Genomic DNA, 25,891 nt, shown 5'->3' with positions numbered 1-25,891 from the left:
GATGATTCGATATATGGCAAAACATGCGACGGCGGCGAATATTATTACGCTTGCCATTGTATTTGTAGGCTGTTTTTTTCTTCCGTCTTTGCGTCGCGAAACCTTTCCCGATTTTGAGTCGGATATTGTACAGGTGGTTGTTGTGTATCCTGGGGCTTCGGCGGCGGAAGTGGAAAACGAAATTGTCAATAAAATGGAAGAATCTCTCAGTGCTGTTAGTTACATCTCAAAAATAAAATCAGAAGCGCACGAGGGCTTGGCAAAAGTTTCTATTACTATGGACGACAGCGGAAACATCGATAAATTTTTAGCTGATATACGCAATAATATAGAAAGTATTAAAACGTTTCCGCAAGAAATAGAAAAGCCGGTCGTTTCTCATTTTAATATACACATACCTGTGACTTCTATCGCGGTGACAGGTGAAATGTCGGTGCAAGAGCTCAAAGACTTTTGCGAGGAACTCAAGAGTGAGTTGCGACAACACAATGAGATTTCACAAATAGAACTACACGGTTTTTCCGAGCGGCAAATTTGCATCGAGGTTTCTCAAGATAAACTGTTGCAATATAAGTTGAACATCGCACAAATAGCCCAAAAAATATCGCAAAACAGTATTGATTTGCCGTCGGGATCTGTTTCGACAGGCCATGAAGAAATACTTGTGCGATATGCCGATGAGAGGCAGAATCTAGAGGAGTTTGCGAAGGTTGTTGTATTAAATGGGCAACGTGGGGAAGAGATTCAACTAGGGGACATTGCACAATTGAGTTATGTATTAAAGGTACGTGAAAATAAGATTATGTTTAATAATAAGCGTGCGGGGTTACTAACGATATTTAAAGAAAAGGAACAAGACGGTTTGCGTATTTTGGATTTAGTGCAATCGTTTATCGCGAACAAAAACGATGAATTACCGGAAACGGCACACTTGGCAATCACCCAAGATGTGTCTTCCATTGTACGTGAGCGTTTAGATCTACTGATGACGAATGGTTGGCAAGGGTTACTTTTGGTGTTTTTGTCGATGTGGTTGTTTTTTAATTTTCCTCTAGCTTTTTGGGTATCCATGGGACTTCCTGTCTCTTTTTTGACTACGTTTTGCATTATGTTTTATCTTGGCTATTCTCTCAATATGATGACAATGTTGGCACTACTTATTGCCCTTGGCTTAGTGATGGATGATGCGATTGTCATTGCGGAAAACATTGCGACACACTTGCAAAAAGGCGAGAAACCTCTCGAAGCAGTGGTGCGTGGTATTAACGAAGTCAAAATGGGCGTAATTTCATCTTTTCTCACCACGGCGTTTGTGTTCGTTCCTTTGGCATTTATGGAGGGGAATTTGGGGAAAATATTACAAGTAATTCCTGTTGTACTTCTCGTGGTTCTCATCGTGAGTATTCTCGAAGCATTTTTCATTTTACCGAGTCATTTAGTTCATACACTGTCTCCAGAAGACCATGGCAACCGTTTACGACAAAGGGTCGAAAATTTCATTGAATTTTTGCGTGCGAAAGTTCTCCATGTGGTGGTGACCACGGCGATTCGTCATCGTTATTTGGTGATGGGGCTCTTGATTGGTATTGTGTGTATCGCAATGGCAACACTGACCGGTGGCATTAAGAAATTTCGCGCATTTCCCGATTTAGAGGGGAATATTGCCGAAGCACGTATTTTGTTGCCTCAAGGTACGCCCTTGGAGGACACGGAAGAACTTGTGGGTATGGTAGACGCGGCTTTTTCGCGGGTACGTAGTAAAATACAAGAGCAGTATGGTGAAGAAATTATGCGCAACAAACGCGTTGTGTATGGAATCAACGTGGACGCGAAAGAAAGTGGTGCCCATTTAGCGACGATTTCCGTGGACTTGGTGAAGAACCAATTTCGTTCGGTTTTATCTAGCGAAATCAACGATATGTGGCGTAAAGAGGTGGGGGAACTTCCACAAGTCTTGTCGATCAATTTCGCACAACGTGTGATTAAACCAGCAGGTGTGCCTATTGAGATACTGCTCCATGGGGAGGATATTTCTCAGTTGAAAGAAGTCTCTATTCTCATTCAAAGCTATATGAGCAAATACAAGGGAGTGGTAAATCTTCGCGATGATTTGCGCAGTGGGAAAAAAGAGGTTCTGATTCGTCTAAAACAGGGAGCGACAGAACTTGTCGACGCGCAAACGATTGCCCAACAACTGCGATCGTCTTTTCATGGCCATTATGTTCAAAATGTGCAGGTCGCGCAAACTTCTTTTGAGGTGGAAGTGAAGCTTCCCAAGATAAACAGAGACGAAATTCATGACATTGCGAATTTTTATGTCACGACAAATCGCGGGCAACAAATACCGCTTCACGCAGTGGCGGATTTAGAAGTTGTACAGGGATTTAATACCATTCGTCATGTGCGCGAAAAGCGCACCGTTACCATCGAGGGAGACATCAATCATCACCAAATCAATTTGCAGGAATTTATGGCGAAGTTTCGCACGGAATATCTCACAAAACTGTGCAAACAGTTTCCACAAGTGGAAATATCGATAAGTGGTGAAACGGAAAATTCGGCGGTGACGAGTAGTTCTATTTGGTTGGCTTTAATTATTGGTTCCTTGGGGGTTTTTACACTGTTGTCGTTTCAATTTGGCAACTATCGCGAACCCATCATGATCATGACCGCGATTCCTTTTGCCTTTGTGGGAGTCGTTATCGGGCACTTTATCATGCAAATTGATTTGTCTTTAGCAAGTTTGCTGGGATTTGCGTCACTGGCAGGAATTGTGGTAAACGATTCTATTTTGTTGGTGGAGTTTATCAAAAATAAAGAACGAGAGCACGGTGCACACGCGGCTGTTTTAGCAAGTAAAGAACGATTTCGCGCGGTGTTTCTCACTTCACTAACGACAATGGCGGGTCTTTTACCTTTGTTATTAGAGCGTAGTGTTCAAGCTCAGGTTCTCATTCCCATTGCCACAAGTTTGGTATTTGGCTTACTGAGTTCTACGGTTTTGGTGTTGGTGGTGTTGCCGTGTATGTATAACATACTCAACGATATGTTTTGTAAAACATCTAGCACATAAATAAGTCTTTTGCGAAGATTTTTAGGCTCCGATTTGAAACGGACTGTGTTTTATTCGTTAGGCCGTATGTGTTTTTGAGCGCTATTGTATGCCATGATAAAGCATACGGCAGTCATTATGACAAAGAAAAGTAGCGCAAAGTGGAAGCCTCTGTCAATATAGGGGTCGTATCTCACAAGACGGTAGTTCGGAATGCGTCCGGCAATAATGCCTTGGAAAACGGACATGGGACTAAGTAGAACTATGGAGCTGGTATTTAGGAGCCTGGCCAGTATTATGGGAAGTATACACCATGCGGTGAGAATACTCATTGCAATCATTGCAATTTTGGGGTTTTTACGCAGCACTAAGCCTAGCCATGTCATCGACCATTGAATACAAGTGAAAATTACGCAAGTAAATGTGATCGCGTATATCCATTTTTTTTGTAAAGAGAATCGTTGGTAGTAGCTTGAAATATGCGACGCTGATACAGTACTCAGGGCATAGAGAGACAACAAAATAATTAAATATACGGTGAAACGCGTCAGTACCATGACTTTTTGCCAATAAATTTCTTTTGTCGTCATTGTTGTTGTTAGAAGTACATCCCAGGTTTGGTGTTTTATTTCACTTTGGAACAATGTCGCACTTTTGATGGTCAAAAATAACGTGGCGATAGCAAGAGCTAAAAAATAAATGATGACGAGCTTGTCGCGGTAATGGTGCGTTGGGTTGTACATCATTCCCACACCAATGATGATTCCCGTGATAAAGAATATCTTGGTTTTGAGTGACCAATTGTCATATGTTCCTTCGCGCCATACGATAGGACGTGAAATATTGGCAATTGTTGTTTTGATGATCGCGGCGCTAGAATCTCCGCGCCGTGGGACTGAACGCTGATCACGTTGTAAGGGGTAACGTCTTAAAAAATATTGCGCGATCCACAGTAAAGCAATGACGAGACACCAAATGGGAATGGTGTAGTCGACGACCTGCCATGAAGAAAAGGGGTATTTTTTGTAGTAGTATTTTAAAGGGAAAAAGATAGGCAGTGTTATATACAAAACGCCGGTAAATATGTATGTTGCGACAAGAGATTTTAGGAAAGTTCTACAACAGCAAGAAAAAAGTAATCCTATCACCGCTATTTGAACGACGGTTTGTAATTGTATGTAAATGGCAAGAAATACTTCGGCATTGGTAAATCCACCTAAAAGGTAGGATACGTAAATTAGCGGAAAGGACATGATGAGAAAACTAAACATGAAGATGACTAAACTTAAGAATTTTTCGAGTAAAATGAAAGATGGTCCTAATCTGGTGATGAGAATGAGCAGTAATGTACGTTTTTCTTTTTCCGCAGTGATTATGTTGGCACTCATGATGGGCAAAACTAGATAAATGGTGATTATGTTAATATGAAAAATATTGCGTAATAAATATTTACCGCTACCTAGAACCTGGACGATATTTGAATATTTGGTTAGGTTAGACCAGTAAAGAAGGAAAGCACCATATACCACAATACCGTATAAGATACGGAGAATGTATAAGCGTTTTGTCGCTGCGTATTCGATCAATTCTTTTTGTAACAGTGGGAGTTTGGAAATCAATTCGGAACCTTTAAGCAAACGAGATGGGATTTTCTCAAAATTTTGTATCGGTGTTGTAAAAATTTGTAAGCGTGGAGGGAACCAGAGTACTGTAAAAAAAACAGTACTCTGGAACGAATTTAGTACGCTTTGTGCAAAAATTCAGGGATGGTATTTTCGGTGTAGTTGTCTTTCTTGAGTAGGAAATTCTTCGTCGCGGAGTCATAATTTTCCCATGACATGTCGCGAAATTTGATGAGTAGATCTTCTCTACGTACCGAAGGAAGTGTTGTTTGACTACTGAAAGCCCTAGAAACACGCGGTTTTATTTCTTCGTGTCCTAGGTTATAGGTAATTTCTCCAATAGGTATCAGCGCTTTCGCACTGTACACTTTTAGTACCAAGTAGTCTTCATCTAAGCTATAAAGAGCATACCAATCTTCGTCTAAGCGTAAATTCGCTGCGATATACTGTTCCATTTGATCGGTGATGGTATCTACCGCAGACTCTTTCCAAACTACGATTAGCATTAGTAATACGTAGTTTTTGAGTTCTTCGTGTATGTCGGAGAGATCACCCTCAATGTAAGAACAAATGAGATCGGACTGCAACTCATATATGATTTTGAACGTGACATTTTCACGGTCTTTTTGATAAAGAGTTACTGGAATGGTAATACTTTGGTTGCGAATAGCGGCGTGGCCTACTTTTACGTTGCGCAAATAGTCACGCATGCGGGTGTTTATGTTAAACTGGCTACAAAAAGATCGCGAGATAAACTTTTCTAGGTCATGGCAAATATGGTGATGTTCATACTCAATTTTACGCGAATAGCTGAGCTTTGCAGTTCCTGCTTTGTCTTTGCGAATTTTTTTGTATAGTTTGGGAATCGTTCCGGAATGAAAACCCGTCTTGAGAAATCGTGGAATTGTTTCTCCATGACTTCCTATGATAACAGGTTTTACGGTTTGCGAATTCGAGTATTCATATAGTTTCCAGTTTTCTTTGAATTCCCATGCCATAAAGCCACAAATTCCCGGCATTCCAAATTGAATGAATAAGAAGACTATGGTCATTCCCACACCTAGTAGGAAAGAATCTCCGAGAATCGGGATGAGTGTTTCCTCCATGGCGATGGTTAGTGGATAAGAAAAAGGCAAAATAATTTTGTGGGAAATTGTGACGATGGGAAAGTGTTTAATGGGGTTTATTTGTGGTTCAGCAATAAGATTTATGGTGAAACGGAATAGGTAGTTTATTGCAAACCAGATTTTCCCAAAAATTGCCTTGGCCACTTGCGAAATGACATTTTCCCCTTGGCGGAAACGGAAGAAGTCGTCTACCGCGTAAAGTACACGTTCAATCCACTGAATTGCGGTACTAAAGCCTTCGACGATTAAGTGAAACATACCCACAAACACCGTACGATTGAATTCGTAAAGAAAGTGCATGAGGCGGTCTTCCAAATAGTCGAATATATTTCGTCCTAAAGAGGTATTTATTACTAAGTTTCCAAGCGCTATGCCGAAGAGTACAAATAAGTAACCGTTTAGGTAATTTGTCAGATTTGTAAAATAGACAATGGGCAACGTTATGGGACATGTATATAGCGCGGGGCGGAAGACGAAAATATTTAGGAAACGCCAAAAAGTTAATTTGTATAAGAACTGAATCGGAGGCAAGAACCACAACCACTTTGGTATTTTAATAAAGATCAAACGCAACAATTTCACCATGTAGTTTATGATTTGTTTTCCTGTACGACGTCCTATTTTCGTGTAGAAGAAAAATAAAAGTGCGAAACCGATGACCATGACTAATATAGGTTTTGTTGAGTTTTTTTGGTCAAGTGGATAGATATAATGCTGCTGAAGGGTGTGTAAACGATATGCCGACATTTCTATTTCGTGTTTGAACAGCTTACCAAATTTTTTCCCTATGTATAGGCACATTTCGATGAGGGCATATGCTCCACCAAAAGGAGTTGCTATGTATTTGGCACACCAACGCCCAACGCTAAAACCAAAAAGTAATGAACTAACGCGGTGAATCATACGCATGTAAATTTCACCACGGTGATGCACACCGAGAAGAACCTTGTCGATTTTCTTGTCAAGACGCAATAATTGATCGCCGAGAATAAATTCTTGTGGGCTGCGTAAGTCATTCATTTTTAATTGATTGCGGCTGATGATATCGCGTAAGTCGGTCATGTGAACATAACCTTTGTCGACAAATAAGTCCAATACTTCTTCTTGCATTTTGTACAGTGCGACAGATTCACGCTGCGATAAAATTCCATCGGATTCTTTTGGATGCAGACCTGCTTGAACAAAAGCCTCTTCGAGGAGTGGACGATAGTGCTCGCGGATTCTATTTTCTTCGTTTTCAAAGGTACTTTGCATTAAGTTAATGAGCAAATTTATTTCGTATTTACGTAGTTGTAAATTATATATTCGCTTCTGAATCGCACGCAATGAACGAATTTTCTTTAGATTGGATAGCGCGGGAAGCGGCGTTTTAAAACTTTTTCTTCCCAGGGTAAATAACCATCCAAAAAAGGAAACCTTAAAGTAAACTCTACGCGAATCGACGTATGATTTTTGGATATCTTGTAATAGTCTGCGGTGCATGTGCTGTAGTGGGTCGAGTTTGATGATGTGATCAAAAAACTTTTCCAATTCACTGCGCTGTTTGTCACTGTATTGGTACTCTTTGGCAAATTCTTCCTGGATAGATTCAAGACAGGCTTTCGCTTCTTTGTGGATCTCTTGGTATAAAGGCGTATTTTTCGGAATTTCAATAGGGCTAACCACAGAAGAAATATGGCGTTGACATTTTTTAAATTCCATAAATGCGCGTGCCATGTTACCTTTGCTTTTCGCATAGTAAGCGATGCGTAGTGAATTGCGATATTTGCGGCGAATACTTTTATGTACAGCTTTTTGTGCACGAGGAGAACGAAATTGGAACAAGCGTACGATTGGGTAAAAAAGTCGCGGAATAATGAGTACAATTTGCCACACTAGCCACAGTGGTAACAACAGCTTGGCGAGAAAATTTACTTTACCGGCTTTTTGTGCTATTTGCTTTTGGTCCTTCTCCATTTTTGGTATGACTTTTTCGATATTCTTGCGCGTTGCCATACGGTATTTTTCATTTTTAAGTAAATTCTGTGGAGAGAAGGAAAAGATTTTTCTTTGCCAATAGGAGCCGGATGTGTAAAAGGCCTTGAGTTGTTTTTTGAAGATAACATCAAGTTGTAGTAAACTCGCCGTTGGCAATTCAATATTCTTGCGGAAGGCTTTTGCATGGAGCTTTTTAAAGTCGCAACGACCAATAATACCGTTGTAATCTATGATGTCGTCGATAACTTCTTCGATAAAGTTGCCGTATTGTTGGCGAAACTTTGCTTTACTAGCACCGAAGAATTCCTGAAATTGAGGACTCTCATAAATTTTATCCAGATGGTATCGCGTTTCAAAAATAGGTAAATCTGGGTTGGGATCTTTGAGTCGATACTCGCGTTTTATAATGAGCTCTTCTACACTAACTGAGTTGTTGGGTCGCGAATGCGCCAGTAGGTGTTCTACGTCAAATCCCAAATCGACTATTTTCTTGTAGATTTGTTCATAATTAGTTAATATCGGGAAGATTTTGACTAGGCTTTGCGGAGCAAAGTTATAAAACTGCAAAAAATAGGCAATGAATTCATAAAAAACTTCACGATCATTGTTTTGATCAAAAAGTAGATTTTCGTGAAATAAAACATAGCGTATTTCTTCAAAAATATTTCGCCCAATGTCTTCGATAAATGCATTGATTTGGTAATCGGAGATGTGGTTCTCTTTTTCCCATTGCATTTGAATTTTGTGGATTTCTCCATGAAAAATTAGTGACCAATAATAACGGCGAAAATGAAGTAAACTATAAGTGGAAAGTTCTTTAGATGTAGGTTCTCGCAGGAGAATTACGATGTCGGGTATGTTTTCGGGATTACCTATGTTGGAGTATATGTCGGGCATTTCAATTTTTGCGATATGCAAAAAATCTTCTTTCGGTAAAGTGTACTCCTCGGTATGCGGAACATACAAATCTAATAAACCCAGTTTTTGGTGCATTTGAATCACATCGCGGATGTATTTTTCGCGAAGTATAAAAATGCCTTTTTTCGTCGAGACGATATCATTGATAAGTTCTTGACGATTTGTCTTTCCGACATTGAGTTTATTATCTATGTAATATTTTATGATTTGTGTAGAATCACCTGCACGAAAACCAATCAATTTTTTTGGGTTTTTGGTAGTTGTCATACTTGTCTCTTCAATTAAGGGACGCTCCAAAAAATATGCATTTAGAATTTAAATATTAGGGAATGTCTTGGACATCCCGAGTCTCACAGGTTAACAAAAAACGGTATACAAGTAAACTCAAAACCATACGACTGATTAGAAAGTAGGAGAAAACAATGGATTGGGAATACAATGAAGTTCAAAATGAGCATTTATTGATGTCGGGGGGCAGTAAGGTCGCTGCTATTCAGATAAAACCTTTAGAAAATAGCGAAAAATTCAAGGTGAAGACGATTATTGATATCGTTTACTACGGTTATAAGCGACAATTGCTTATGGAAAAAAAGAGCAAGGATTGGGTTTGCTACCGCAAAAAAGTGAAAAAGGCGGATTTAGACCATTATATTAATGTCAAGAAATATACGGTAAAAAAGTTTATTGAATCCCGAGAGAAAGAAGCGTGAATTTATTTAGCCAACAAGCGTATTTTCAAAATAAATTTAGCGAACTACACTTTCAATTTTACGACAAAGTAGACTCTACCAACGAAAAGTGCAAAGAAATGTGCCGCAATGATGAATGCAAAAACTGGGTCGTCGTTGCCAATGCGCAAAGTAGAGGACGCGGTCGCTATGGCCGTACATGGGAATCGCAGGCAAAAAACATTTATATCTCCTTTTCCATAAAAAATCCGTTTGTCAATGATATCGTCACTTTGAATTTTTATTTGGGGGTGATGCTATACCGCGCAGTGATCCATTCATTTCCTGAAATAGAAAAAAATTTGACGCTGAAGTGGCCCAACGATTTGTATTTTAACGATAAAAAGTTGGCGGGCATTCTCATCGAGAATGTCGATAATGAGTTACGATGGATTGTTGTGGGTATGGGAATTAATGTGTACGCTTCCGCAAATGAAATTCCTGATATAGCGACATCCCTAGCGATCGAAGGTGTAAGAGAGGAATCTATGCGCACTAAAGTTATTAGTTGTTTATTAGAGGAAGTATATACACGTACCACCGTGGAAGATTATCGCGAATTATTTTGGAAATATAGTGGTAAAACACAAAATGGCGTATACTCTTATACAAAAGGCAATAAAATTTATCGCGGTGTGTTGCAATGTTTACATGATGATGGCAGTGTGACCATTTGCGATGTCGAAGGGCAAAAGATACATATCGTAGTGTGAGGACAATTCAATGATTAAAAAGATTTTTTCGGGTTTTTTCTTTTCCGTACTTTCCGTAGTACTTATTTGCGTACTTTTCGTGAGTATAATGCTTAACATCATTCTCTTGGGTGTTACCGCCGCACAACAAGAACAGTCGACAAAAAGTGATAGCTTTAATGAAAAAGTGGTCGAAGGCGAGAGTGATAAATCAAAAATTTTAATAGTGCCACTACAAGGTGTTATTAGCGACAGTGGACCAGATACTTACACGGTAAATTCGCGCCATGTGAAGAAAGTGTTCGAACAGGCGGAAAAAGACAATCGTATTAGAGGAGTGATACTATATATCAATTCTCCAGGGGGAACCATTACAGCAACAGACAAAATATTTCACATCATTACCAAATACAAAAATGTCAAGAAAGTACCGGTAATTGCTTATTTTGACGGTGTTGCTGCTTCGGGAGGATACTATATTGCGATGGCTTGCGATAAGGTGATTTGTCATGCAACGACGATCACCGGAAGTATTGGGGTAATCATGTCTTTTTACCAAGCGCAGGAGTTACTCAAAGACAAATTGGGTATTGAATCTATCGTGATCAAGTCTGGAGAACACAAGGATATCGGTTCTTTTTCGCGGAATATTACCGAAGAGGAGCGTGAAATCTTTAATGGTATTCTTATGGAAATGTACGCAACTTTCTTAGAAAAAGTTCGCAGCGGCAGAAAAGAATTAACCGATATGCCAGAAGATGAGCTAAAGAAAATAGCGGATGGACGTATTTATACCGGAAAGCAAGCTTTAGAACTCAAATTAGTCGATGAACTGGGCTATTTTGATGACGCTAAAGATAGTATTTGCGAAACTCTAGGTATCAAGCGCAGTGACACGTCGTTTGTTCAATACGAGAAAAATGTCAATCCTTTCTTTGAGTTATTGCAGGCACAAACCAAAGCGGAAAACCCTGTGCAATCGATGCTGCGCCAAAAATTTACGGCTAATTTTTATTATCTATGGCGTCCATAGTATTGAACCGGATGGTTCAGGATATTTAGATGAGACAACACATTACTTTGAAACAGCGTTTTTTACGCTTGCTTTTAGGTGTAGGAGTTTTTATTGCAGTTACGTTTACGATTCCTGCATGGTGGTGTGGTTTAGGAGCAGACGACTGGTTTGATGGCCAAAGCAAATGTCAAATTGCACTTGCGAAATCAGTAGAACATTATGTAAAGATGGATTTATCGATTGGTGATTTTGGAACAGGAGATGATTTATTTAATGGAGAGTGGCTATTTTGTACTTATGTTTTAGGTGCAAGCGGCTTCGCGCAAATGGCAAAACAACATCCACAATTAAAAGATCACTACATCCAACAAATGGAGATTTGTATCGAAAAAATGTTGAGCGATAAGTTGCAACTATTTAACGAGAAACAATGGGGAAGCAAAGCAATGGATACACTTGATAGTGACGTATCCGATCATGGAGCTTATTTAGCTTACCTAAATGTCGTTCTTAGTTTACATCGTTCACTAAAGGTCGAGTCCCGTTATGCCAAAATTAACGATCGTATTAGTGAAGCATTGTTACGTCGCATCACAAAAAGTAAAATTATGCTTTTACAAACATACCCCAATGAAGTTTATCCACCGGATAATTGCTTGGCCATTGCTTCTATTGGTTTACATGCACGTGCAACCAACAGGCCATACGAACCATTAAATAAAATCCTTGTAAATTTTCGCAAGCGATACATCCATCCGCAAACAGGTCTTATGTACCAAGCGGTCAATGTCTCTGATGGAGAACCAATAGATGAACCGCGAGGTTCTGGTACAGCTTTTGGATTGTATTTCTTGAGTTTTATAGAGCCAGATCTCTCTGCGAAAATGTATCGTGCTGCGAAGAAAGAATTGGCTGATTCTCTCTTGGGATTTGGATTGATGCGAGAATATCCTGTTTCTTTTGAAAATGGATTTGGCGACGTTGATTCCGGACCGGTTATTTTGGGATACGGAGTTTCTCCTACTGGTTTTATGTTGGCAGGAACGCGTATACACGGTGATAGGTCTTATTTCAAAAAAATATATCGTACATCGGTACTTTTTGGGGCACCTTTGTATTCTAAAGGCAAGTGGCAGTATGTTGCGGGAGGACCGCTTGGCAATGCGATTATGTTCGCCATGATCACGGCAATACCATTAGAGGGAAACAAATAATGGAAAAGGACAAAAAGCATAGACCATACCGTATTTTCATAACACTGATAGCTCTTGTTTTTACCCACATATTTCTATTATATTGGTTAAGTAGTGGTGACGCTTTTGCCGTATTGACTGCCTCAGGACAAAATACTCCCACTGTAACTATTTTGACAGCCGCCGTGTTTATTGGCTTGCGGTTGTACTTATATTTGTTAGTCCCTGGTGTCGTTGCCGCGAGAATAGCTTATTGGGCTTTTGACAAGTATGTCCATCGTTCTCAAACATGTCAATAGGTATTGTTACGCTATGTTATATTGAAAAGCTCTGTGATAACTAAAGTAGGTTATCACAGAGCTTTTACATTATGTATTAAGCACTTAACGGCTGTATTTTCATGATGTCGTTTACCAGTTGTAGCCAATCCTTCCAATCTTGGTATAGATTCTTTTTCATTTGCTTTATTTCGATGCGTAGGGCTTGTAGAGTGTCTTTTTGTGCTTTTTGTTTTTTATGCTGTCTGTATTCGTCGACTAAGGCATTCATTTCCGCTATTTTCTTGACAATGTTGTCTGCGGTTTCGTGAATTTTCGCTTCGAGAACATCTACTTTTATGTAGGATATTTGTCTTACCCACTCGATAAGTATGTTTTTGTCTTCTTTGATAATGCGTTTTTGTACTTTATAGGTATCGATCACTTTTAGATTGTTGGCTAAACCCATTTTGGCGAGCAACCAGATCATCCATTTTGTCGGATCAAAGTGATACCAGCGTATTCCATTTCTGTAATCTGTAGCAAACGAATGGTGGTAATTGTGGTAACCTTCTCCAAATGTTAAAAGCGAGATGATATAGTTATCCACTGCGGATATTTCTTTGCAATAACTCTTCGATCCCCATGTGTGTGCCAAGGAGTTGATGAACCATGTGCAGTGATGGAGGAAAAATAAACGTAACCACCACACGACGATGAATGCTCCGAGGTAATCGTTGCAAAGCGCTCCCGCACCTAAAAAAGCGAGAACATTTGTCATAATAAACAACAACGGATAGTATTTATGTTGGAAAACCACTAGCTTATTTTTAAGCAAATCAGATACCACACGTGGTTCAATGGGTTTTTCTTTTTCAAATAACCACAGGATGTGAGCATACCAGAAACCTTTGCTGATCGAGTACGGGTCTTTTTCTGTATCAACGTGTGCGTGGTGAATGCGATGATCATGAGACCAGCGCAAGGCACTCCCTTGACCTGCCATTGTCCCAAAGAACAGCAATATAATTTCGGCTAGTTTGTTCGCTTTGTATGTGCGATGTGAATAAAAACGATGGTAACCACCTGTAATGCTAATTCCACTGGCAAAATATAAGATAAAAGCGATGGTGACTATGCCCCACGCTGGTGGTGTGTAGTAGAAATAAAATGGGGCCACTACTAGCAGCGCAGCGTGATAGATTGTAATAAATAAAAAAATAGGCCAGTTGATTTTGCTTAACTCCATGAATCGTCCCTTTTGTTGTAACCTGACATTCTTTTGACATCTTCGAGATGTAAACCAATAAATAAGGATATATAAATACTAAGTACTAGACCCATAATCGAATAGAGCGGAATTTGTAAATCACGTCCAAAATTCCATTCTAGCCACACCAAAGCATTGCTATAAGGCATGCTAAAGATACTTGCCAAGATAAATATGCCCACAAATATCCACCAGGAATATGATAATGGCGAGGGAGGTGGTGGGGTTAGTCGAGAGATTTCCGCCATAACCGCCACATGTAAATCTTGTTCTATCTCGAAAGGCGTGGTATTTTGCAACTCCGATAAATGTTGTGAAAATTGTTGTATTTCTTTGCGGCAGGAACTACAAAACAGCGTATGACATTTCACATCCAAAGGAATACGTTGATTGTGATCGCACGCGAAATATTTTTCCTTTACCTTCTCACATTTCATCGTAATACTCCTTTGCAGCGGTTTTTTCTAATTCTTGACGTAATATCTGTTTCGCCCGAAACACATGGGATTTAATTGTATTAATTGGTAAATTAGTTATTTCTTGAATTTGTTGATAAGTGAAACCCAAAAAAAAATAGAAATCCAAACAAATTTGATATTGTTCTGGCAGCTTCTGTATAGCATCGAGAAGTGCGCGTGTTGCTTCTTTTTTTATGTACTGTTTTTCCGGAGATGATTCCTCACAGTAAACATTATTCAACGGTTGTTTGTGGTTATTTTTTTTTTGAACGCAATTAATTCCATAGTTATAAGCAATTTTCACCATCCAGTATTTGAAAGGTGCTTTTTTTTTGTAGGACGGTAAATTTTCAAATACCTTAATAAACACCTCTTGGGCGAAATCGCTTGCATCGTCTTTGTTTTTAAAGAAGCGCATTCCCATGGAATAAATGCGTTGTTGATAACGCTCTATAATAAAGATAAAACTGTTGCTATTTCCGGCGAGAATATCTTGTACAATCGTTTCATCGGTGACATCATATGGCATTACTTCAACTTATCATAATTCAGGTGAAAAAACAGTAAACCAATACTTACAGATAGTGGAACCAATCCACCAAGTAAACTATATCCAATACCTTCTTTTACATAAAAAAACAAAGTTAAACCACCGCCTATACCAAAAAGAACACAACCGACAAATAAACTGAATAAACGGTAGTCAAAAGGTTTATTTTCTATAATACCCTTTTCGATCATTAGTATTTTCTGTTTGTGACTCCAGTAAAGATAAAAAAAGATTACCACACATCCCATCACAATTCCCACAATGGGAATAAGAGATATAATAACTTGTGCTGCTGGGGAAGGTGAAGTCATACCTTGCCTACCTTTCCAAATGTATTTGGTATAGATTTGGTTGTGATTTTTGTTCTTTGATAGACTGGACAGTTTTTGGGGAAAAAGGTTGCAGAAAAAATAAAATTTTTTTGGAAGATGATGGGAAAGGTTTACAACACTTGTTATCCCGTACCCAAAAACCAAAGGTAAACTTCGTTTTATTGAGACGGAACTACCAAGGTGTCATTCCTGCGAAAGCAGGAATCCACAATGTGAAGTAAACTTTAAAGCGCCTGGATCCCTTATCAAGTCAGGGATGACACGCCAATGGTAGTTTTGTACCCCGGCAAGGGGAACAATTGTGCTCTACTATAGATAACTCTAAATAGCAAGTAAATTAACAGTAGGACCTGCGGCGAGTGTTATATTGCTTGAGGTATTTAACATTTCGCCGTCTATTGTATAGTAGTAAGGCTTTACTGTTTGAATTTCCACTTTTTTGGTGACAATATCATATACGCGTTCGCTGTGAATTTTTTTGCCAGCGCGAATGCGATGTAAATTCTTCATGACTTCTGTGGGACTTAAATCAATTGCTAGAAAGTGAATATATCCTGCTTTTTCTTGGGCGCGATAGAAAGGTTTAAATCCTAAACCACATTCTTTGGTGGTTGCCGCCATCAATGCTGTAAAACTTTGTTGTGGAAGAGTTTCGTCTCCTATCTTCACTTGCGCTTCTATAGGACTGAACAATTTTGTAATGAATTTTTGATTGGTGATACTTGAAAATAGAGACTTTAGAAAAAGTACACATGCTTTTTTAAATCCGGGATTTCCTCCGTGGTAGTATTCTTCCATTATGTTTGTAACTGTTCCATTGCCAAATATACAACCGTAACGGTCGTTTACCTTGAGTAAGGTGTGTTTTATTGTCGGACAGTCACCTTTTTCTAATACTTTTATTAGTCTCTTCAAACGCGCTTCGGGAGAACCTTTCATTTTTAAAGATTGTTCGCGAAGATTCATCGTTCCACCACGCAACAAGGCTACTAAAGGTAGATTTTCTTCTCCGTAGATTTCGGAAAATGTGGTCAAAACACATTGGTTTGTTCCATCTCCGCCGCTAATACCGAGAATGTCAACACCTTCTTCTTGAAATTCTCGGGCAACATTGCAGATATCTTCAATACTTTGTGTTGCTCTTACAATACCTCTGTTGCCAATGATTTTTTCTAATACAGCTTGTTTTTTTTCGGGGTTTGCTTTGTTTTTACCCGCGAAAGGATTGTATACGACACCTATTTTTTTCATGGGAACTCCATTCATTACTTATACAGTGGAATACTGTTGGTTTTACGCTACATGTAGACAAACTTTTAGCGTGGAATTATTTAATTAACAATACGTGAGTGTAATGAATGAAATCAGGTAGGGTGACGTCTCGCAGGATATCCTTCGAGGATTTTAATTTGCAGAGGGTTCCAATATAGAGAATTGTATGTTTTGGGGGATTTATTCGTAGGAAATACGACACCTACTATCACAAAAAACAAATGTAAAGTGGCAATAACTTCCATGTTTGTTTGCAATAGGGCTTTTTGCTGATTTTTGGGCAAAAAATTTAGTATTATTTGCCAATCAATAAATAAGTCGCTTGTAAACATTGTACAAATCCAATCACTTGTGTCTTTTCTAAAATGAACATCATACGGTCCTTTCCCTGAGATTTCGTGAACTTTTCTAAAGCTATATTTTTTTATATTATATAAAATAATTATTGCTAATTGCAATACATTTTTTCTTGACAAGCTGGGAATAAAAAGTACGTATTTCTTCACTCTTATTACAACAACGCTCGAAATTGCTTTTCTCAACGGAATTTTATATAAAAACTCAATACTGTTTGAAATATTTAAAATACATGATAAGATGTAAATTTCATGTTCTGATAAAATAAGGGAAATTTTATGGAATGTGACTTATTACAATCAAACTTATGCTTATTCCACACATAATTCACTCTAAAATTTTTAAGAAAGTGCTACTATGCCTGCATCAATGGTTTTACACGTAAAACCGACAGATCACTGCCCAGCAACAAAAGTTGATGGTGGAATCGCTATTACATCGTTGGGTAAAATTCTATACAAGTATATGAAAGACATGCAAGTCCCCGCACCAGAGCAGCTTATTAAAAACTACACCTTTTCACCGTTGTACCTAGGTGAAAGATCACCACGGGTTTTCAACATTGATACCAAAAAAGGAACTTTATGTTGGTTTCGCCTATCTTCTCTTGAAGAACAGGTATCTAGTTCGTTGTTCAATCATTTATACCAAGATATTATTACCAATCAAATTCCGACAATAAAGTCGAAGAATATGGATTTTGAAGTGGTTAGGGCGATTGCGACACCATCGTCAAAACACCCATGGGTAAACGCAGTATCTCTCGATAGCTTGATTTCCGAGAACAACAAAGACGATGATGAAGCGCTGATCGATTTTGTTTCCAGCACGCTGTTTGTCGATAACAATACCTTTATGCCTTTACCAATACCAAAGTTGGTTTACGAAAATTTGGGGGCTAGTTGGAATCGAATAGTTCCACAACATCGAATTGACGAATCTATTATATCGGAAATAGCAAATAATGTTGTTATTGTACTATTCAAAAATCTATGTACCAGTATTCAAAGTGTTTCTTCAGAAACTCTTCGGGTTGGTTTTGTTGGTAAAGTTAGATTTCGCTTAATTAGCAAAGATCCACAGCTTCTACGCTATTTTAATTTGTTATCAGATATCGCATTTTATGTTGGTTTGGGAAAAGACACAAACATGGGATGTGGTATGGTACGTAGAATTCCGCGAAGTAAGTGGGCTTTACAACGTGATTTATTGAAGTAAAATTATTTTAGAGGTTTCCCTCTAAAATAATTTTTATTCATCAACAACTTGCTGTTGGCAGTCTTTAAACTTATTATTCTTTAAGTTAATAATGGCGCTTTTTGCCTTAACGATGGCTGTGCTACAATTGACAAAGCTGTTATTTGCTACTGTAGCAACGTTAATACCACTGAATTTAATCGCCATCCCCGGATGATTTTCAAAACGACAGTTTTGCACCGTCAATTTACCATCAAAACTAAATATTCCTTGTTGGGAATGCTCGCCAAATTTACAGTTTTTCGCAGACAACTTGCTATTGAGTACCGCAACCATATTAATACCATACACATCGCTAATCTGGCAATGTGCCATAGATACATTTGCTTTCTCAGCAATAAGAACTCCACCGCCATAGGTGATATCTAAGTATTGTGGAGTAATGGTATATTGGTTGTTCTCTTGTTGCACGCCCATCCCTGATCCACCGCTTATATTACAGTATGTGAGTGTTGCTGTACTTCCCTCGCCAAAAATACTGATATTATCCCAAGCGTCTCCATTAAGTGTAATTGGTTTGTTTTTGCTACCCTTGGCGATAAGAGTACCATTACAAACAATACCACAGGCATCCATTTCTATTTTTGTGCCCGGCTCAATGATTAAGGTTGCTTTTTTACCTATGGTTATTGATTTTTCTAAATAATAGTCGCCTACTTTTAGCAACACTTTTCCATCTATTTTATTGGGTAACTTTGCAATGTCACTGTAAGATTTTGTTGTGGCTTCTACTGTTTTTTCTACTTTTTCTGTGGGAGTACTTTTTTTTATTTGTTTCTTTTTCTGTGGAATATTGTATTGCTTATTTTCTATCGGTTGTGGAAAAACTGGATTTAAAGCTACTCTCATTGTGTCAAATGGTAGAGTAGATTTGGCCGCACTAATGGTAATGTTTTGTTTATCTTTTAGTAGTGTATTTGATTCATTGTCTTGCGTATTGTCTTGTTCATTATCTTGTGTATTGTTTTGTGCCTTTTTGTCAGCGTTTTGTGTCTCGTCATTGCTATTTTGCTGTGAATTATTTTGTTGTACAGATTGTGTTCCATTGTCTTGTTGTTTGTTATTTGTCGTGCAGCAAACGAAAAGAATACAACTACAAATCCAAAGATAGCTTACCTTTTTCAAAATCGACATAGAAAAATCCTTAATTTACGAATGTGACTGTTCTTCGGTTAGCTCTAGAAAAATGTCTTCCAAGCGTGCTTCTTTTTTCACCTGTTGTTTTAGTTCTTCTAGTGTACCAAGAGCTATAATTTCACCATGTTTTATAATGCCAATGCGATCGGCTATTTGTTCAGCAACATCTAAACTGTGTGTGGAAACGAACACGGTTGTGCCTTTTGCTGCCTGATCTTTGAATACATTTTTTACAATTGCTGCGCTTTTGGGGTCAAGCCCTACCATGGGTTCGTCGACAACAAGAACTCTCGGATCGTGAATCAGGGCCGCCGAAAATACAATTCTCTGTTTCATACCATGTGAATAATTCTCTGTTAAACGATCAATGTACTCGTGTGAGTAGAATAGCTCTACCAAATTCTGTATTTTTTCACCAGCTTCGCTTTGCGGAATTTTGTACATCAGAGCAACGAATTCCAAAAACTCTCTTCCGGTTAATTTATCATATAGGTATGGTTGATCGGGAACATAGGCGAGATACTTTTTGGCATCGATGGTTTCTTTGACGATATCTTTGTCGCATATGGTAATCGCTCCTGTTGTTGGGCGCAACAATCCAACCATCATTTTAATCGTTGTTGTTTTTCCAGCTCCGTTTGGCCCCAAGAAAGCAAAGATTTCTCCCTTTTGTATTGTGAGGTCCAATTTTTTCAAGCCTACTTTGCTGCCGTAGTGCTTTGACAACCCTTCTATTTTAATCATTTTTTTGTTCTTTCTCGATAGTTTCTTGGTCGTTCTTAACTGGTTTTTCACTTTTCAATTTGAAAGTAAAACCTGCAATTTGATAGCGCAATACTTGGTTGTTTTCGTCTACCCAAGAAATGGTCTTGAATGCTCCAGAGTCAGAATGAATGACAAATGTTTCCACACTCTTACCACCCCATACGATTTTTTCTTTGCCTATTACGCGCGATTTAACATTGCGATGCGTTTGTGTCAACGGATCAAACCAGCGCATGTGGAATCGTTGCCCTACTTTTATCTTTTGTGGTATAGGCATTGCTTCTAGTTGGTTCATCGCAACTGTACCTCGCGGAAGCGGCACTTCGCGGTTGATAGCTTCTTTACCGCCTTGTTTTAAGGCAAAAATTAATTTACCTGTTCTTATCTTACCTTCGCAAGCGATGTCGAAAAGATTGGCCTTAACACGAAAATCTAAATTTTGTAATTGATAGTCTGGCCCCACGACTGCGGTCGATTCCATCATTACTTTTAAGTTTTCGTCCTGTTTACCAGGTACTTGGATGAATTTTGTGAGTTTGTTAATTTTTCCTTGCTGTTCTTTGGTAACTTCTAGCTTTGCACGTGTGCTGAGTTCAAAAGTCCCATCTGGCAAAGAAGTGGTGATGCTTTGTATTTCTCCTATGGGAATAATACTATTGGTATAGTAGACTTCCATCACGCGTTTTTGGCGTTTAATTTTTTCGTAATTTCGCGGCACTTTTTTGAGAATTTCTTCGTAGTTGGCTTCTACTGAACCTATCGTTGGAAAGTATTCTCTTTGGATAAGTAGTAACATCATACAAATCCACAAACCAAAAACAGCGGTTGCAGCCCATCGAAAACGTTTGTTTTTTTGGGTCATAACAATTCCCTTGTAAAATTTTGTTGGGCATGTTGATATTTTGGGATTTGCATCACTACATCTTCTAATGTGGATAGGAAGATAAATGATGGCAAGCTTAGTAACATTTCAATTGTATTTGTTTTTGTATTTTTGTCAAGTAAGGTAACGAAAGTATTTGCTTTTCCTCCCCGAAAACACTAAAATCATGAAAAATTTAAATTTCGGGGATGAGCTATGTGCCCTAAGATGCTCTAAAATTTTCAAAGGTAACTACATGAGTAAAAACAAGCAAGAAACACAAAAGTTTCAAAAACAGACAAAGCGCGAAACGCAAAAGTTACAGCGGCAAAATAGAACCACGTCAATGGTTAAAATGAAAAAAATAGAGGATCTTGGTGCAAACAAATTTGGCACTTTTGGAGGTGTTTTTACTCCATGTACTCTTACCATCCTCGGCGTTATTATGTTTCTGCGTTATGGACAAGTCGTTGGACAGAGTGGCTTAATCAATGCCATTATCATTTTGCTCATTGCAAAAGTTATCACAACTCTCACATCTTTTTCTCTATCCGCCATTGCTACAAACACTAGAGTTAAAGGTGGTGGCGCTTACTATCTCATCAGCCGTAGTTTGGGAGTAGAACTCGGTGGTGCGATTGGGGTGTTTTTTTTTCTGGCACAAGCGATTTCCGTGGCGATGTATGTGATTGGATTTACTGAGGCTTTTATCGATATAGTTCCTCCTGAGACGCGAGAAAGTTTTGGCATCTGGTTTGACGTTGGTGTAGCTAGTGCGGTCAACTTTTTTGTATTTGTATGCGTTTTTATTGGAGCAGGCTGGGCGATTAAAGTTCAATACGTCATTCTTGGAGTTTTGTTGCTGTCCCTCGTGTCGTTTTTTGCTGGTGCCTTTGGTAGCATGAGTTTTACAAATTTTTACCAAAATTTACAACCTAGTTACTCCGATGGTGAGAGTTTTTTCACAATGTTTGCTCTATTTTTTCCTGCTGTGACGGGAATTATGGCCGGGGCAAATATGTCGGGGGATTTAAAAGACCCTGGACGCTCTATACCTAAAGGTACATTAAGTTCGATTATATTTACGGGTTTTATATATCTTATCATGGCTTTGGTTCTTGCTGCAGCTTGTACACCTGATCGCTTGATAAACGATTCACTTATTGTAAAAAATATTTCGTGGTCGACGACACTAGTTGTTTGCGGAATCTTTGCGGCAACGCTATCTTCTGCTTTAGGTAGTATGATGGGTGCACCTCGTATACTGCAAGCTTTTGCCAAAGACAACATCTTTTCCTCCCTACGTATATTTGCTCATGGAAGTGGTGTAAATAACGAACCACGTCGCGCAGTTATCTTGACATTTTTCATTTCGCAGCTTTGCATCTTACTCGGTGACCTAAACGCCATTGCCCCGATCATTACCATGTTTTTTATGATTACCTACGGCATGCTGAATTTATCTACCTTTTATGAGTCTATAACTAAAAACCCGAGTTATCGCCCGCGTTTTCGTTACAGTCACTGGTCTACAGAACTCATAGGTGCCTTGGGATGTATCGGCGTTATGTTTTTAATTTCGCCATTGTGGGCAATTATATCTATCCTAGCGATGGCCGCCCTACGTTGGTATATCGAACGCAAGGAAATCGAAGCACGTTGGGGAGATGTTCAAGGTGGAGTTGCGTTTGAAAGGGCACGTAAAAACTTGCTGATCATGGAGGATGAGCGCCACCATCCTAAAAATTGGCGTCCTATTATCATTGCTCTTAGTGGAGGCGTTTGGAGTCGCGTACATCTTGCGGTTTATGGCCATTGGTTGACTGCGGGACATGGAGTACTTTCTTTAGGGCAAATTATTGTTGGTAATATGGACGATTTGTTAGAAAGGCGGCGCAACCAGGAAAAAATTCTCAAGAAATTTATTCGTGACAACGAGCTTTCTGCTTTCCCAGCTGTTGTTGTGGGAAGCGACCTAACCGAGAGCATCAAATCCTTAGTTCAGTGCCACGGTTTAGGGGGTTTCCATTGCAATTCTGTTCTTTTAGGTTGGAGTTCCGATCCTGAAAAAAGGAAGACATTTGCTTCACTGCTTCGTGCTTTACGCGGACTGAAGAAAAGCTTGATTATGGTACGCACAGATGTGAATAAGTTTAATCGTTGGGAATCTCCTACCGGAACAGTCGATATTTGGTGGCGCGGACAAAAAAATGGCCACCTAATGTTGCTTTTAGCGCACTTACTGCTTAAGAACAATGAGTGGCGTACACATCGCATACGACTACTGCGTATTATCAGTTCTGAGTCTGGCTTAGACGAAGCGACAAACCACATGGAAGGCTTGATTCATATGTCGCGAATTGAAGCAACCGCTCAAGTCGTTGTTGCCCAAGATGTGACCGCTGCGATGCGCATGACCTCTGCGCGAGCCGCGATTGTTTTTATGGGTTTTGCTCCCCCTGAAGATGGCAACGAGGAACAGTTTTTCGAAAATACAAAGCGTCTTAGTGACCATTTTTCCACTACTATATTTGTTTCGAGTGCGGGAGGAATGGAGCTCGATGCGTAATTGACAGTGGTCCGAAGTTTAGAAATACATCGAGAAGTCGTTGTATTCTTTCGCAAAAACTATTAAAATCAAAATAAAGTTTGTTATTCTACGTTTTGTAACTTCTATTGAAGGTGATACGATGTTTAAGCAAAGTATAAAGACAACTATCGTTTTATGTTGTGTATCTGTGTGGCTGATTTCTTGTCAAACAGTAACGATCAACACAAGAATTAAGCGACCATCTGAAGTAAACATGGACCGTTTTCAAACAGTAGCTCTTCTTAACATCGAAAACGACCAGGAACGTTTTTTGACCAATCGAATATTGGCCAAAGTATCCTCTGCGGGCAATTTGCGTTTTATCGATCAACAAAAAGTGAATGAAGTCATTGAGTATCAACTAGAGACAGACTCCGACGCTTATTCTGCGGAAGGAGCTTCGCAAATTGGTGAGCTAGTGCGTGCAGACGTGGTAATCGTAGGCAAAATTACAGAAAATACTTGGAATGACCAAGAGGTTATTCAACATGAAGATCCCTATGCTTTTCTAAATCAACAAAATGATCCCGATGCGGAACCCATTGTGTATTATGGTCGCAAGGGAAGCGTTTCTCTAAACGTATCTCTTACCCTTATTGAAGCGGGCTCAGGACAAATTGTTGTGCAAAAAGATTACAATGAATATGCGGATAGCGTTTATGGTAAGGCCCAAGATCCAGGCTCTCTACCGGAACGTCTTGATCTGCTTCCACTATACAAAAGGTGTTGTCAGCGCATAGCCAATAAATTCGCAAAAGTAGTCACTCCCTACGAGGAAAATTTGCGCGTGAATTTAGAGCGAGTGGACCATCCCGATTTTGAACGTGGCTTGGCTTTTGCAAAAAACGGAAGTTGGGACAAAGCGGCGAATGTTTTCCGCGAAATCCAAGAGTATGCAAATCACAACCAAGGAGTAATGGGAACCGAGGCAGCAGCAAGTGCGTACTATAACTATGGCGTTGCTTTACAGTACGATGGCGATTATGATGCCGCTCTTCGTTATTTAGATATTGCATATGAAGCAAACCCTAAGAAAGCATACTACAATCAAATTGAGAAGTGCAAACAAGACAAAGACAACGCATATCGTTTGGGTGGATAACTTTGAATGGGCAAAATAAAAATAGTGGCGATTAGCGATACGCACAATCGCCACCCACAAGTAGAAGTTCCCGATGGAGATATTTTAATCCATGCAGGAGATATTACTTCTAAAGGGGCGATTCGCGATGTGCGTAGGTTTAATAACTTTTTGGGTGAACTACCACATAAACATAAAATTGTGATTGCGGGTAACCACGATTTTTGCTTTGAAAGAGAACCACAGGCAGCGCAAAAAGAACTGACAAACTGCATTTATCTCCAAGACAGCGAAGTTGTTGTAGAAGGTATCAAATTTTATGGGAGTCCATGGCAACCGTGGTTTTTTGATTGGGCATTTAACTTACAACGTGGAGAAGAGATTCGTCGTAAATGGGAACTTATTCCTCATGATACAAACGTACTCATCACGCATGGCCCTCCTCTTGGTTATGGAGACAAAATCGTTCGTGGCGATGCCGTAGGATGCGAGGATTTGCTCAATAAAGTGGTGGAAATCAAACCGCGTTATCATATTTTTGGACACATCCACGAAGACTATGGCATAAGTCAAAATGAAGATACGACATTCATCAATGCCAGTACCTGTACTTTGGCATATAAACCGACAAATCCACCTGTCGTATTCGAATACATCTTATCTTAACAAAGGAAACTATATGAGTGTAGAAAAGCTAATTGCTTCCGTACATGAAGAAGCAAAACGCGAAGATTTTCCGATAGATGAGAAAGTTTATAAATCTGCGGGGCGCGATCCATTTGAACCTACTTTGTTTTTTGGTAATCTACAAAGCAAGGTGTGTTTTTTTGCGCGCGACTTAGGAAAAGATGAGGTTCATGCAAAACAACCTCTTTATGGTGCTGCAGGACGTTTAGTACGCAATGGTATCCATGTAACAATGCATGGAGAAAGTACCAAAGATCAGGATAAACTGGAAGCAGCAGCGAAAAAAGTGTTGCTTACCAACACGGTTCCTTACAAACCACCTGGAAACAAGGCCTATTCTGCGGCGGTGAAGAAACGTTTTCGCCCTTTTTTAGAAGAGTTGTTACTTGAACATTGGCAAGGCGACTACATCATTACTTTGGGCAACGAAGCATTCAAGTGGTTTAATACTTACGCAACGAAAAAAGTGGCTGATGAGTTTTTTCGTCGTGAAGATCGTTATGAAGCAGAGCTTGAAATAACCATCGCTCCCAAAGGAAGTGATTTAGAGAAGAAGGTAATATTGGCACCTCTTCCTCACCCATCGCCTCTAAATCAAAAGTATTATCATATATTTCCCGATTTACTACAAAATCGTTTGTTAAAAGTAAAAGATTCTCTAGGGACCTGAAAATAAAAAAAGGGCGTTACGC

22 protein-coding genes are annotated in these 25,891 nt (G+C 39.2%); 11 read left to right on the top strand and 11 right to left on the bottom strand.

Translation table 11 applies throughout. The features are described 5' to 3' along the window. Window position 1: 1 nt before the first annotated feature. A complete protein-coding gene (locus tag UABAM_RS30990; protein WP_151971861.1) occupies window positions 2-3,073 on the top strand; it encodes an efflux RND transporter permease subunit in 3,072 nt (1,023 codons plus the stop codon). 50 nt (window positions 3,074-3,123) lie between these two features. Here UABAM_RS30990 and UABAM_RS30985 read toward each other — a convergent pair whose 3' ends face one another. Both UABAM_RS30985 and UABAM_RS30980 read right to left on the bottom strand, forming a co-directional pair. Further along, window positions 3,124-4,671 (bottom strand): hypothetical protein, encoded by a 1,548-nt coding sequence (locus UABAM_RS30985; protein ID WP_151971860.1) that lies wholly within the window; start codon window positions 4,669-4,671, stop codon window positions 3,124-3,126. Window positions 4,672-4,790: 119 nt separating this feature from the next. Further along, a complete protein-coding gene (locus UABAM_RS30980) occupies window positions 4,791-8,963 on the bottom strand; it encodes a hypothetical protein (RefSeq protein WP_151971859.1) in 4,173 nt (1,390 codons plus the stop codon). 155 nt (window positions 8,964-9,118) lie between these two features. Here UABAM_RS30980 and UABAM_RS30975 point away from each other — a divergent pair, with 155 nt between their 5' ends. Genes UABAM_RS30975 through UABAM_RS30955 form a run of 5 tightly spaced genes read left to right on the top strand, consistent with a single transcriptional unit; the run spans window position 9,119 to window position 12,623 of the window. Further along, complete coding sequence (locus UABAM_RS30975) at window positions 9,119-9,406, top strand: hypothetical protein (protein WP_151971858.1); 288 nt, start codon at window positions 9,119-9,121, stop codon at window positions 9,404-9,406. After that, window positions 9,403-10,137 (top strand): biotin--[acetyl-CoA-carboxylase] ligase, encoded by a 735-nt coding sequence (locus UABAM_RS30970; RefSeq protein ID WP_151971857.1) that lies wholly within the window; start codon window positions 9,403-9,405, stop codon window positions 10,135-10,137. Before UABAM_RS30975 ends, UABAM_RS30970 begins: the two co-directional genes overlap by 4 nt. A gap of 10 nt (window positions 10,138-10,147) precedes the next feature. After that, window positions 10,148-11,149 (top strand): signal peptide peptidase SppA, encoded by a 1,002-nt coding sequence (gene sppA / locus UABAM_RS30965; protein WP_151971856.1) that lies wholly within the window; start codon window positions 10,148-10,150, stop codon window positions 11,147-11,149. A gap of 29 nt (window positions 11,150-11,178) precedes the next feature. Beyond that, the gene (locus UABAM_RS30960) at window positions 11,179-12,345 is read left to right on the top strand and encodes a hypothetical protein (protein ID WP_151971855.1); all 1,167 of its coding nucleotides are present in this window, start codon (window positions 11,179-11,181) and stop codon (window positions 12,343-12,345) included. Then, window positions 12,345-12,623, top strand: a complete 279-nt coding sequence (locus tag UABAM_RS30955) for a hypothetical protein (protein ID WP_151971854.1) — start codon at window positions 12,345-12,347, stop codon at window positions 12,621-12,623. The genes UABAM_RS30960 and UABAM_RS30955 overlap by 1 nt, the downstream gene beginning before the upstream one ends. Window positions 12,624-12,699: 76 nt before the next feature. Here the strand turns inward: UABAM_RS30955 and UABAM_RS30950 are convergent, their stop codons facing one another. From UABAM_RS30950 to UABAM_RS30925, 6 genes are all read right to left on the bottom strand, one after another. Next, a complete protein-coding gene (locus UABAM_RS30950; protein WP_151971853.1) occupies window positions 12,700-13,830 on the bottom strand; it encodes an acyl-CoA desaturase in 1,131 nt (376 codons plus the stop codon). Continuing rightward, a complete protein-coding gene (locus tag UABAM_RS30945) occupies window positions 13,821-14,288 on the bottom strand; it encodes a hypothetical protein (protein ID WP_151971852.1) in 468 nt (155 codons plus the stop codon). The genes UABAM_RS30950 and UABAM_RS30945 overlap by 10 nt, the downstream gene beginning before the upstream one ends. Then, entirely contained in the window at window positions 14,278-14,838 is a 561-nt protein-coding gene (locus UABAM_RS30940; RefSeq protein ID WP_151971851.1) for an RNA polymerase sigma factor, read from the bottom strand. Before UABAM_RS30940 ends, UABAM_RS30945 begins: the two co-directional genes overlap by 11 nt. Continuing rightward, window positions 14,838-15,170, bottom strand: coding sequence for a DUF6249 domain-containing protein (locus tag UABAM_RS30935; RefSeq protein WP_151971850.1), 333 nt, complete (start codon window positions 15,168-15,170; stop codon window positions 14,838-14,840). The genes UABAM_RS30940 and UABAM_RS30935 overlap by 1 nt, the downstream gene beginning before the upstream one ends. 342 nt (window positions 15,171-15,512) lie before the next feature. Beyond that, entirely contained in the window at window positions 15,513-16,442 is a 930-nt protein-coding gene (locus UABAM_RS30930) for a diacylglycerol/lipid kinase family protein (RefSeq protein ID WP_173013672.1), read from the bottom strand. A gap of 113 nt (window positions 16,443-16,555) precedes the next feature. Then, window positions 16,556-17,005 (bottom strand): hypothetical protein, encoded by a 450-nt coding sequence (locus UABAM_RS30925; protein ID WP_151971848.1) that lies wholly within the window; start codon window positions 17,003-17,005, stop codon window positions 16,556-16,558. Window positions 17,006-17,177: 172 nt separating this feature from the next. On the opposite strand from UABAM_RS30925, the gene cas6 reads away from it, so the two are divergent. Next, on the top strand, window positions 17,178-18,038 hold the full coding sequence (gene cas6 / locus UABAM_RS30920; RefSeq protein WP_151971847.1) for a CRISPR system precrRNA processing endoribonuclease RAMP protein Cas6: 861 nt from the start codon (window positions 17,178-17,180) through the stop codon (window positions 18,036-18,038). A gap of 33 nt (window positions 18,039-18,071) precedes the next feature. Here cas6 and UABAM_RS30915 read toward each other — a convergent pair whose 3' ends face one another. The 3 genes from UABAM_RS30915 to UABAM_RS30905 are packed head-to-tail and all read right to left on the bottom strand — an operon-like array spanning window position 18,072 to window position 20,841. Continuing rightward, a complete protein-coding gene (locus UABAM_RS30915) occupies window positions 18,072-19,211 on the bottom strand; it encodes a right-handed parallel beta-helix repeat-containing protein (RefSeq protein WP_151971846.1) in 1,140 nt (379 codons plus the stop codon). 15 nt (window positions 19,212-19,226) lie between these two features. Continuing rightward, window positions 19,227-19,958: an ABC transporter ATP-binding protein gene (locus UABAM_RS30910; RefSeq protein WP_151971845.1), complete on the bottom strand. Its 732-nt coding sequence runs from the start codon at window positions 19,956-19,958 to the stop codon at window positions 19,227-19,229. Further along, the gene (locus tag UABAM_RS30905; protein ID WP_151971844.1) at window positions 19,951-20,841 is read right to left on the bottom strand and encodes a hypothetical protein; all 891 of its coding nucleotides are present in this window, start codon (window positions 20,839-20,841) and stop codon (window positions 19,951-19,953) included. The genes UABAM_RS30910 and UABAM_RS30905 overlap by 8 nt, the downstream gene beginning before the upstream one ends. Window positions 20,842-21,097: 256 nt before the next feature. Between UABAM_RS30905 and UABAM_RS30900 the strand changes: the two genes are divergently transcribed. The 4 genes from UABAM_RS30900 (at window position 21,098) to UABAM_RS30885 (ending at window position 25,869) form a co-directional block, all read left to right on the top strand. Continuing rightward, window positions 21,098-23,410, top strand: coding sequence for an amino acid permease (locus UABAM_RS30900; protein WP_229759332.1), 2,313 nt, complete (start codon window positions 21,098-21,100; stop codon window positions 23,408-23,410). A 121-nt stretch (window positions 23,411-23,531) separates the two neighbouring features. Further along, complete coding sequence (locus UABAM_RS30895; RefSeq protein WP_151971843.1) at window positions 23,532-24,533, top strand: hypothetical protein; 1,002 nt, start codon at window positions 23,532-23,534, stop codon at window positions 24,531-24,533. 6 nt (window positions 24,534-24,539) lie between these two features. Beyond that, on the top strand, window positions 24,540-25,178 hold the full coding sequence (locus tag UABAM_RS30890; RefSeq protein WP_261343940.1) for a metallophosphatase domain-containing protein: 639 nt from the start codon (window positions 24,540-24,542) through the stop codon (window positions 25,176-25,178). Between the two features lie 13 nt (window positions 25,179-25,191). Further along, on the top strand, window positions 25,192-25,869 hold the full coding sequence (locus UABAM_RS30885) for a uracil-DNA glycosylase family protein (RefSeq protein WP_151971842.1): 678 nt from the start codon (window positions 25,192-25,194) through the stop codon (window positions 25,867-25,869). Window positions 25,870-25,891: the final 22 nt, after the last annotated feature.

Origin of the sequence: Candidatus Uabimicrobium amorphum, from assembly GCF_009002475.1 — a bacterium.
In the GTDB taxonomy this organism is placed as follows: Bacteria; Planctomycetota; Uabimicrobiia; order Uabimicrobiales; family Uabimicrobiaceae; genus Uabimicrobium; species Uabimicrobium amorphum.
This window is presented reverse-complemented; position numbering and strand designations above follow the sequence as displayed.

Excerpts from the sequence above, each read along its gene's own strand:
- UABAM_RS30990 (WP_151971861.1), top strand. The coding sequence starts at position 2 with ATGATTCGATATATGGCAAAACATGCGACGGCGGCGAATATTATTACG.
- UABAM_RS30980 (WP_151971859.1), bottom strand. The coding sequence starts at position 8,963 with ATGACAACTACCAAAAACCCAAAAAAATTGATTGGTTTTCGTGCAGGT.
- UABAM_RS30975 (WP_151971858.1), top strand. The coding sequence starts at position 9,119 with ATGGATTGGGAATACAATGAAGTTCAAAATGAGCATTTATTGATGTCG.
- sppA (WP_151971856.1), top strand. The coding sequence starts at position 10,148 with ATGATTAAAAAGATTTTTTCGGGTTTTTTCTTTTCCGTACTTTCCGTA.
- UABAM_RS30960 (WP_151971855.1), top strand. The coding sequence starts at position 11,179 with ATGAGACAACACATTACTTTGAAACAGCGTTTTTTACGCTTGCTTTTA.
- UABAM_RS30955 (WP_151971854.1), top strand. The coding sequence starts at position 12,345 with ATGGAAAAGGACAAAAAGCATAGACCATACCGTATTTTCATAACACTG.
- UABAM_RS30950 (WP_151971853.1), bottom strand. The coding sequence starts at position 13,830 with ATGGAGTTAAGCAAAATCAACTGGCCTATTTTTTTATTTATTACAATC.
- UABAM_RS30945 (WP_151971852.1), bottom strand. The coding sequence starts at position 14,288 with ATGAAATGTGAGAAGGTAAAGGAAAAATATTTCGCGTGCGATCACAAT.
- UABAM_RS30940 (WP_151971851.1), bottom strand. The coding sequence starts at position 14,838 with ATGCCATATGATGTCACCGATGAAACGATTGTACAAGATATTCTCGCC.
- UABAM_RS30935 (WP_151971850.1), bottom strand. The coding sequence starts at position 15,170 with ATGACTTCACCTTCCCCAGCAGCACAAGTTATTATATCTCTTATTCCC.
- UABAM_RS30930 (WP_173013672.1), bottom strand. The coding sequence starts at position 16,442 with ATGAAAAAAATAGGTGTCGTATACAATCCTTTCGCGGGTAAAAACAAA.
- cas6 (WP_151971847.1), top strand. The coding sequence starts at position 17,178 with ATGCCTGCATCAATGGTTTTACACGTAAAACCGACAGATCACTGCCCA.
- UABAM_RS30915 (WP_151971846.1), bottom strand. The coding sequence starts at position 19,211 with ATGTCGATTTTGAAAAAGGTAAGCTATCTTTGGATTTGTAGTTGTATT.
- UABAM_RS30910 (WP_151971845.1), bottom strand. The coding sequence starts at position 19,958 with ATGATTAAAATAGAAGGGTTGTCAAAGCACTACGGCAGCAAAGTAGGC.
- UABAM_RS30905 (WP_151971844.1), bottom strand. The coding sequence starts at position 20,841 with ATGACCCAAAAAAACAAACGTTTTCGATGGGCTGCAACCGCTGTTTTT.
- UABAM_RS30900 (WP_229759332.1), top strand. The coding sequence starts at position 21,098 with ATGAGTAAAAACAAGCAAGAAACACAAAAGTTTCAAAAACAGACAAAG.
- UABAM_RS30895 (WP_151971843.1), top strand. The coding sequence starts at position 23,532 with ATGTTTAAGCAAAGTATAAAGACAACTATCGTTTTATGTTGTGTATCT.
- UABAM_RS30890 (WP_261343940.1), top strand. The coding sequence starts at position 24,540 with ATGGGCAAAATAAAAATAGTGGCGATTAGCGATACGCACAATCGCCAC.
- UABAM_RS30885 (WP_151971842.1), top strand. The coding sequence starts at position 25,192 with ATGAGTGTAGAAAAGCTAATTGCTTCCGTACATGAAGAAGCAAAACGC.